A 7,384-nucleotide genomic window follows, 5' to 3' on the forward strand; every position below is an offset into this window, starting at 1 on the left:
CGCAACATCATGAGTGAGTTCATGGGGCTCATTCATGGCGAATACGATGCCAAGGAAGCCGATGAGGAAGGCGGTTTCGCACCGGGTGGGTCCAGCCTGCACAACTGCATGTCCGGCCACGGGCCGGACGCCGGCAGCTTCGAGAAGGCCACCGCAGCCGATACCTCGAAGCCGCAGAAGATCGAAGACACCATGGCCTTCATGTTCGAGACCTGTCTTACCTACAGGCCTACGAAACAGGCCATGGACAGCCCGGCCCTGCACAAGAACTACCAGGACTGCTGGAAAGGTCTTAAAAAGCATTTCAAGGCCTGAGGCCGTGAAATGCCAGCAGCGAGCAGCGAGCAGCGAGCAGCGAGCGGCGAGCAGGCAATGATTGCGCCTGGCTCGTTGCCCCGAATCGCAGATCATGCAGGCGTCGAGCTATGAAGAATCACTTTTGAGCTTGCACGGCCAGCTCGCCGCTCGAAGCTTGCCGCTCGAAGCTTAAAAACAACTGAAAGGAGTTTTCCAAATGAAACTGGCATCCCTGAAAAAGGGTCGTGATGGTGAGCTGATCATCGTCAGCCGTGACCTCAAGCAGGCCGTGAAGGCCAGTGATATTGCCCCGACTCTGCAGGCCGCCCTGGAAGACTGGGCCAATGTGGAGTCGAAGCTCAAGGCCCGCTCTGATGAGCTAGAGGCCGGCAAGGCCGAAGGCAGTTTTGCCTTCAAGCAGGATGACGTGGATGCCGTGATGCCACGCAACTTCCAGTTTCTGGATGGCAGCGCCTATCTGCCCCACGTGGAGCGTGTTCGCAAGGCCCGTGGTGCCGAGCTGCCGCCCCAGCTTCTGGATGATCCCCTGATGTATCAGGCCGTCAACGACGGCTATGACAGCCCGCGGGATCCCATTCGGGTGGCCAGCGAAGATTACGGCATCGATTTCGAGTCCGAAGTGGGCGTGATCGTGGATGATGTGCCCATGGGTGTCTCCGAGGAAGAGGCCGGCAAGCATATCAAGCTGATCCTGATCCTCAATGATGTCTCCCTGCGCAAGCTGATTCCCTCCGAACTGGCCAAGGGCTTTGGCTTCATTCACGGCAAGCCGCGTTCGGCCCTGTCCCCGGTCGCCATCACCCCGGATGAGCTGGGTGAGGCCTGGAAAGGCTATAAGGTCCATCTGCCGCTGATTACCCATTACAAGGGTGAGGAATTCGGGCGTCCGAACTGTGGCGTGGACATGCAGTTCAGTTTCGCCCGCCTGGTGGCCCACGCCGCCAAGACCCGGCCGCTGGCCGCCGGCACACTGGTGGGCTCCGGCACCATTGCCAACCGGGACGAATCTCTCGGTTCTTCCTGCCTGGCCGAGAAGAATGTGCTGGAAGTCATCAATGAAGGCGAAGCCAAGACCGGCTTCATGCGTTTTGGTGATACGGTCAAGATTGAAATGCTGGATGCCGATGGCAACTCCATTTTCGGATCCATCGAGCAGACCGTGGAAGAGTATAAGTGAACAGTGAACAGTGCCCAGTGAACAGCAGGCCGTGCCCACGGGTTTGCCGTGCCGCTTCGGCAGGGCAGCACACACTCAAGGCTTAGAAGTCAACAGTAGACAAGCCGTGATTGCACGGCGAGCCTGTTCACTGGGAACTGTTCACTCTCTATCGGAGGGCCGGGATGAAGCTGTATACCTATTGGCGCAGTACCGCCGCCTACCGGGTTCGCATTGCCCTGCACCTGAAGGGCCTTCGCTGTGAGCAGGAGCCCGTGCATCTGGTCAAGGACGGTGGTGAGCAGCACAAGGGCGAGTATCGCGCCATCAACCCCCAGGGCCTGGTGCCAACACTGGTGGATGGTGGTCATGTGATAACCCAGTCACTGGCCATTCTCGAATACCTGGAGGAGAAGCACCCGGAGCCGGCGCTGTTGCCGTCCAACCCGGTGGAACGCGCGCGGGTTCGCAGTCTGGCCCAGATTATTGCCTGTGAGGTGCACCCCCTGAACAACCTTCGGGTGTTGCAGTACCTGAGCAATGAACTGGACGTCAGCGACCGCCAGAAGACCCGCTGGTATCACCACTGGCTGGAGCAGGGTCTGAAACCCCTGGAGCGTCGGCTTGCCAATGAGGGCCGCACCGGGCGTTTCTGTCATGGTGATTCGCCGACGCTGGCGGATGTCTGTCTTGTGCCTCAGCTCTACAATGCGCGGCGCTTCGATTTTCCGCTGGATGCCTATCCCACCCTGCGCCGAATCGATGAGGCCTGTCGTGAACTCAATGCCTTTCGGGCGTCGGCACCGGAAGCCCAGCCGGACGCCGTGGGCACGGCGGGCAGCAACTGAGGCTCCCCATGCGGCATAGTGGTCTGATTCTCAGCCTCTCCGGTGCCTTGATGGCAGTATTTGCCGCGGCCTTGTTGCTTTACACGGCTGCTCTCATCCTCACCGAAAGCCTGCTGCCGGCGGTTCGAATGGAGCAGCCGGAACTGGCCCGGGCAAGCATTCTCGGGCAGGAGTTCTCGGGTTATGCCGTATTGTTTCCGGCGGTCGCCTATCTCTTGATGGGCTTTATCGCTCTCGCCCTGGGAATCCGTCAGGCCCGTCGCGGGCGGTTGATCTGGCGGGGCGATGACGACGGGGATGAAACCTGAATTGCAATCTGCGCCACGTGCGTGTTGCCGGAGTATGGATGAATGGAAACCTATCTTGCTGAACAATCCCTTTGGTGGGCCCTGCTGATCTTTCTGCTGCTTGGCAGTGTTCTGTTCTCCATCAATCGATGGGTCTGGGCGCCTCTGTCCCTTGCCGCGGCGGCCGGCCTTGTCCACTTTGCCAATCCCGGTCCGCTGTCGCTGGGTATTGCCGTGGTCCTGGTCTTGCTGCCTGCCCTGGTTGCCTTGCTGGGGCCGCTGCGCCGTCTGCTCTTGGTCCGCCCGGTAATGGCATTCTATCGCCGTGCCATGCCGGAAATCTCCGAGACGGAGCGGGCGGCCCTGGAGGCCGGCAGTACCTGGTGGGATGCCGAGCTATTCACCGGTCGGCCGGATTGGCATTCTCTGCTCCGATATACGCCGGCCAAACTCAGCGAGGAAGAACAGGCATTCCTGGATGGTCCGGTGGAAGCACTCTGTGCCCTGTTGGACGATTACCAGATCGATAATGTGGATCGGGATTTGCCGCCTGAAGCCTGGGAACTGATCCGTAAAGAGCGCTTCTTCGGCATGGTCATTCCCAAGGAATATGGTGGGCTGGGCTTTTCCCAGTACGGCCATGCGGCCGTGGTGATGAAGATTGCCACACGCAGCATTAGCGCCGCATTGACTGTGATGATCCCCAATTCCGTGGGGCCTGCCAAGCTGCTGCTCAAGTACGGCAGCACCAGTCAGAAGCAACACTATATTCCCCGCCTTGCCCGGGCCGAAGAAATTCCCTGTTTTGCCCTGACCAGCAACGACGCCGGCAGTGATGCCGGCTCGCTGCAGGACAGTGGCGTTATCTGTCGCGGCAAGAATGATGATGGCGAAGAGGTGCTTGGGATCCGCCTCAATTTCGACAAGCGCTACATCACCCTCGGTCCCGTGGCCACCCTCCTGGGTGTCGCCTTCCGTCTCTACGATCCAGAAGGTCTGCTGGGGGATAACAAGGATCTGGGTATTACCCTGGCGCTCGTGCCGGCCACCGCGGCGGGGGTGGAGACCGGTCAACGTCATGACCCCAATCAGATGTCCTTCATGAACGGGCCGGTTCGCGGCAAGGATGTCTTCGTGCCCCTGGCCAACGTTATTGGCGGTCGGGAGTTCGTGGGGCGTGGCTGGCGCATGCTGATGGAAAGCCTGACCGACGGCCGGGCCATCTCCCTGCCGGCCCTGAGCACGGCGACTGCCAAGTCCAGTCTGCGACTGGCCAGTGCCTATGCTCGGGTGCGTGAGCAGTTCGGTGTCGCCATTGCCGAGTTTGAAGGCATCCAGGAAAAGCTGGGCCGCCTGGCCGGGAACACCTATGCCATGGATGCCGCCCGCCTGGTTACCCTCGCCGCGCTGGATGAGGGGCACAAGCCCTCGGTGATCTCCGCGATCATGAAATACAACATGACCGAGCGTGCCCGTGAGGCCGTGAATGATGCCGTGGAAATCCACGGCGGTGCCGGCGTCTGTCTTGGGCCGCGCAATCCCCTGGGTCAGCTCCAGCGTTTCCCCGCCATTGGCATCACCGTGGAAGGCCATAATATCCTGACCCGGACCCTGATCACCTTTGGTCAGGGCGCCATTCGCTGTCATCCCCATCTGCTGGATGAGCTCAACGCGGTTCAGGGCCAGGTAGCCGGTGACCCGCTCAAGGCCTTCGACCAGGCCTTCAGTGGTCATCTGGCCCACGGTATCCGCAATGGACTGAGAGCGATTCTGCTGGGCATCAGCGATGGTCGTTTCAGCAAGGTTCCAGGCGGGACGCCGAGAGAACTGAAGCGGATCTACCGTCGCCTGAATCGCGCATCCGCCAGTTTTGCCATCATCTCGGATCTCCTGCTGCTGAGCTATCGAGGTGAGCTCAAGCGCAAGGAACAGCTCTCTGGTCGAATGGCCGATGCCCTGAGCCAGCTCTACCTTGCCTCCGCCGTGCTCAAGCATGGCCATGACCGTGGCTATCCCGAGGCGGAACGTGACGCCATGTTGTGGAGCCTGGAAGACAGTCTCCATCGCATTCACGTGGCCTTCGAGACACTGTCCCATAACGTCGGCGGGCCCATTGGCTGGTTTATCCGTCGTCTCGCGTTCCCGGTGGGTCGCCGTTGGCGGTCCGTGGCCGACGAGAGGCAGCGCAGTCTGGCTGCTCAGGTGAGTCGGCCGGGTGAGGTTCGCGACACCTTGAGCCAGGGAATGTATCTTCCCGATGCCGACGGTGATGAGCGGATGGCGGTGCTGGATCGCGCCCTGGCGCTGATGCTTGAGACCGGCAAGCTTCGGCGCAAGCTGCGAAAGGCGGCGCGCAAGGGCCAATTGGGTGAACCCGGCGCCGATTACGAAACCATGATCAAGACCGCCCTTGCCAAGGAACTCATTACCGCCGAAGAGGCCGAGTTGCTGGAGCGGACCGAACAGGCCCGGCGCGAAGCCATCCGGGTGGATGAGTTCGACAGCCTGGGTCTGATGCGGGAAGAAGGCAGCCGTGTGGCCGGAATGGGCTAGGGTGAGTCTATAAAGAGACTGACTGTATGGCTGGATAGGGGCGTGCCCGTTAGCAGCCGCTTATGCCGAAACCGCCGAGGGGCGAATTGATTGCCAATTCGCCCCTCGGTCTCCATCAATCCTTCCGGTCGCTCCCCGCGCCTGGCTCGTCCTCGAGATTCGGCCACATATTGTCATCCTCGGCCAGGGCGTACATGAGTTCCGCCTGCTCCTGCAGGGACTGATCCATGGAGCCCCAGTCGAGCTGGCCCTGCTCCTCACCTTCCTTCGCGTCCCCGGCACTGGCCAGCCGTGCACCCTTGGCTTGCCAGTCGAGGGCAAGGTGCCGGGCAACTTCACGGGGATTGCGGGCCACCTTCAGGGCAACAAAGTCAGGCGTGATCTGCTCGCCGCCCACGACCCAGAGTTTGCTCTGCGCCGGATTGGATTTCTCGAAAGCCACACCAATGACCAGCCTGCCAGGCCAGACCCAGCGGCTCTCCACTCGCGTGTCCTTGCCAAGGATCTCACGCTGCACCAGACGGCGCGCCAGATCCTGGCAAACGGATTCCACCCATCGGGTCAACTGCTCCCGCTGCTGGGGCGTCATTTCATCATGAGGCATTACATCTCACTCCTGATTGGAGCCCTCCCTTCAAGGCAGGTGGGGGAGGGCCAGATATTCACGTGTCTGCATTTCCTGCAGCCGACTGATCGTCCGTTGGAATTCGAATCTCAGCCGTTGCCCCTGATAGAGGGTTTCCGGTTCCGCTTCAGCGGAAACAATAAGCTTCACGTTGCGATCGTAGAATTCATCCACCAAGGCAATGAAGCGGCGGGCCGCATTCTCCCTGGTTCTGTCCATCACCGGTACATTGGCGATCAGGACCGTGTGGTACTCGCGGGCCAGCTCCATGTAATCATTCTGACTTCGCGGGCCTTCGCACAGTGCCGGGAAATCGAACCAGGCAACGCCGTCGCCGTCGGCGATGACCGGAATTTCCCGTCCCTCGATGGCGAGAGAGTCCAGGTCGTATCGGCCGTCGGGGGCAAGACGGGAAAAGCTGTCCCTCAAGCGTTCATCGGCTTCCGCGTCCAGGGGGGCATGATAGATCTCCGCCTTCTCCAGCACACGAAGGCGATAATCCACCCCGCTATCCACGTTCATGATCCGGGTATGGCGCTTGATGGCATCGATGGCCGGCAGAAAGCGCTGCCGCTGCAAGCCCCCCTCATAAAGACGGTCGGGGGGAATGTTGGAGGTTGCCACAAGGGTGACACCACGACGGAACAAGGCCCCCATGAGCGTGCCCAGGATCATGGCATCGGCGACGTCCGAGACGAAGAACTCGTCGAAACAGAGCACTCGCGTATCCCGCGCCACTTCATCGGCCACGGCTTCCAGGGGGTCCTGACGGTCTCCGAATCGTTTCAGGCCCTCATGGGCCTGGCGCATGAAACGATGAAAATGAAGCCGCCGCTTCTGTGGGAAGGGCAGGCTGTCGTGAAACAGGTCCACCAGGTGCGTCTTGCCACGGCCCACGCCACCCCAGAGATAAAGTCCGGTGACAGGACTCAGATCCCGGGATGGACCGAACAGGCCGCTCCTGAGCCTCTCCAGCCAGCCTGGCCGGTGTTGGCAAAGGGCATGGTGCAGCTCATCCAGGGCTTCAACCGCCTGCTCCTGAGCGGCGTCATATTCGAAACCCGCAGCCAGGTCGGCTTTCCAGCGAGCCAGTGGGCTGTTCCCGCCATTTGTTTCCAACTCAGTCTTGGGCAAGCTCTGGGCGCTCACGGAAATGTTCCAATGCTTCCGGATTGGCGAGGGCTGACTTGTTCTTCACGTCCTCGCCGTGAATGATCTGCTGAACCGCCAGTTCCACGATCTTTCCGCTCACGGTGCGGGGAATGGCTGGCACCTCAAGGATCTTGGCCGGTACATGTCGCGGAGTGGCATTGGCGCGGATGGTCTTGCGGATGCGTTGCGCCAGTTCATCGTTCAGGCTCAGGCCTTCCTTGAGTACCACGAATAGCACCACGCGCTGGTCGTCTTTCCAGTTCTGACCCACGGCAATGGATTCCACTACCTCGTCCATTTTCTCCACTTGCCGATAGATCTCGGCAGTCCCGATGCGAACACCCCCGGGATTGAGAACAGCGTCCGAGCGACCGTAGATAACCATGGTCTCCCGCTCGGTCAGTTCAGCGTAATCGCCGTGGCACCAGACATTGTCGAAGCGGTC

General features: G+C 60.6%; 8 protein-coding genes. 5 read left to right on the forward strand and 3 right to left on the reverse strand.

Going from position 1 to position 7,384, the window contains the following annotated elements; genetic code table 11:
• The 5 genes from ACJWXQ_RS03190 to ACJWXQ_RS03210 all read left to right on the forward strand — a co-directional run.
• Positions 1-315 (forward strand): homogentisate 1,2-dioxygenase domain-containing protein (locus tag ACJWXQ_RS03190; protein WP_406672125.1); only part of this gene is annotated, 315 nt, incomplete at its 5' end.
• A gap of 199 nt (positions 316-514) precedes the next feature.
• Positions 515-1,495, forward strand: a complete 981-nt coding sequence (locus ACJWXQ_RS03195; protein WP_406672126.1) for a fumarylacetoacetate hydrolase family protein — start codon at positions 515-517, stop codon at positions 1,493-1,495.
• A gap of 164 nt (positions 1,496-1,659) precedes the next feature.
• Positions 1,660-2,322: a maleylacetoacetate isomerase gene (gene maiA, locus ACJWXQ_RS03200; protein WP_406672127.1), complete on the forward strand. Its 663-nt coding sequence runs from the start codon at positions 1,660-1,662 to the stop codon at positions 2,320-2,322.
• Positions 2,323-2,330: 8 nt separating this feature from the next.
• Positions 2,331-2,630: a hypothetical protein gene (locus ACJWXQ_RS03205; RefSeq protein WP_406672128.1), complete on the forward strand. Its 300-nt coding sequence runs from the start codon at positions 2,331-2,333 to the stop codon at positions 2,628-2,630.
• Between the two features lie 42 nt (positions 2,631-2,672).
• Positions 2,673-5,162, forward strand: coding sequence for an acyl-CoA dehydrogenase (locus tag ACJWXQ_RS03210; protein WP_406672129.1), 2,490 nt, complete (start codon positions 2,673-2,675; stop codon positions 5,160-5,162).
• Positions 5,163-5,277: 115 nt separating this feature from the next.
• Here the strand turns inward: ACJWXQ_RS03210 and ACJWXQ_RS03215 are convergent, their stop codons facing one another.
• The 3 genes from ACJWXQ_RS03215 to ACJWXQ_RS03225 form a co-directional block, all read right to left on the reverse strand.
• Positions 5,278-5,766 (reverse strand): DUF4826 family protein, encoded by a 489-nt coding sequence (locus ACJWXQ_RS03215; RefSeq protein ID WP_346051911.1) that lies wholly within the window; start codon positions 5,764-5,766, stop codon positions 5,278-5,280.
• A 30-nt stretch (positions 5,767-5,796) separates the two neighbouring features.
• Entirely contained in the window at positions 5,797-6,936 is a 1,140-nt protein-coding gene (zapE, locus tag ACJWXQ_RS03220; RefSeq protein WP_346051913.1) for a cell division protein ZapE, read from the reverse strand.
• On the reverse strand, positions 6,908-7,384 hold a 477-nt coding region (locus ACJWXQ_RS03225; protein ID WP_406672130.1), incomplete at its 5' end, for an AMP-binding enzyme. The genes ACJWXQ_RS03225 and zapE, both read right to left, overlap by 29 nt.

Source organism: Natronospira sp. (genome assembly GCF_007134575.1).
GTDB classification, from domain to species: domain Bacteria; phylum Pseudomonadota; class Gammaproteobacteria; order Natronospirales; family Natronospiraceae; genus Natronospira; species Natronospira elongata.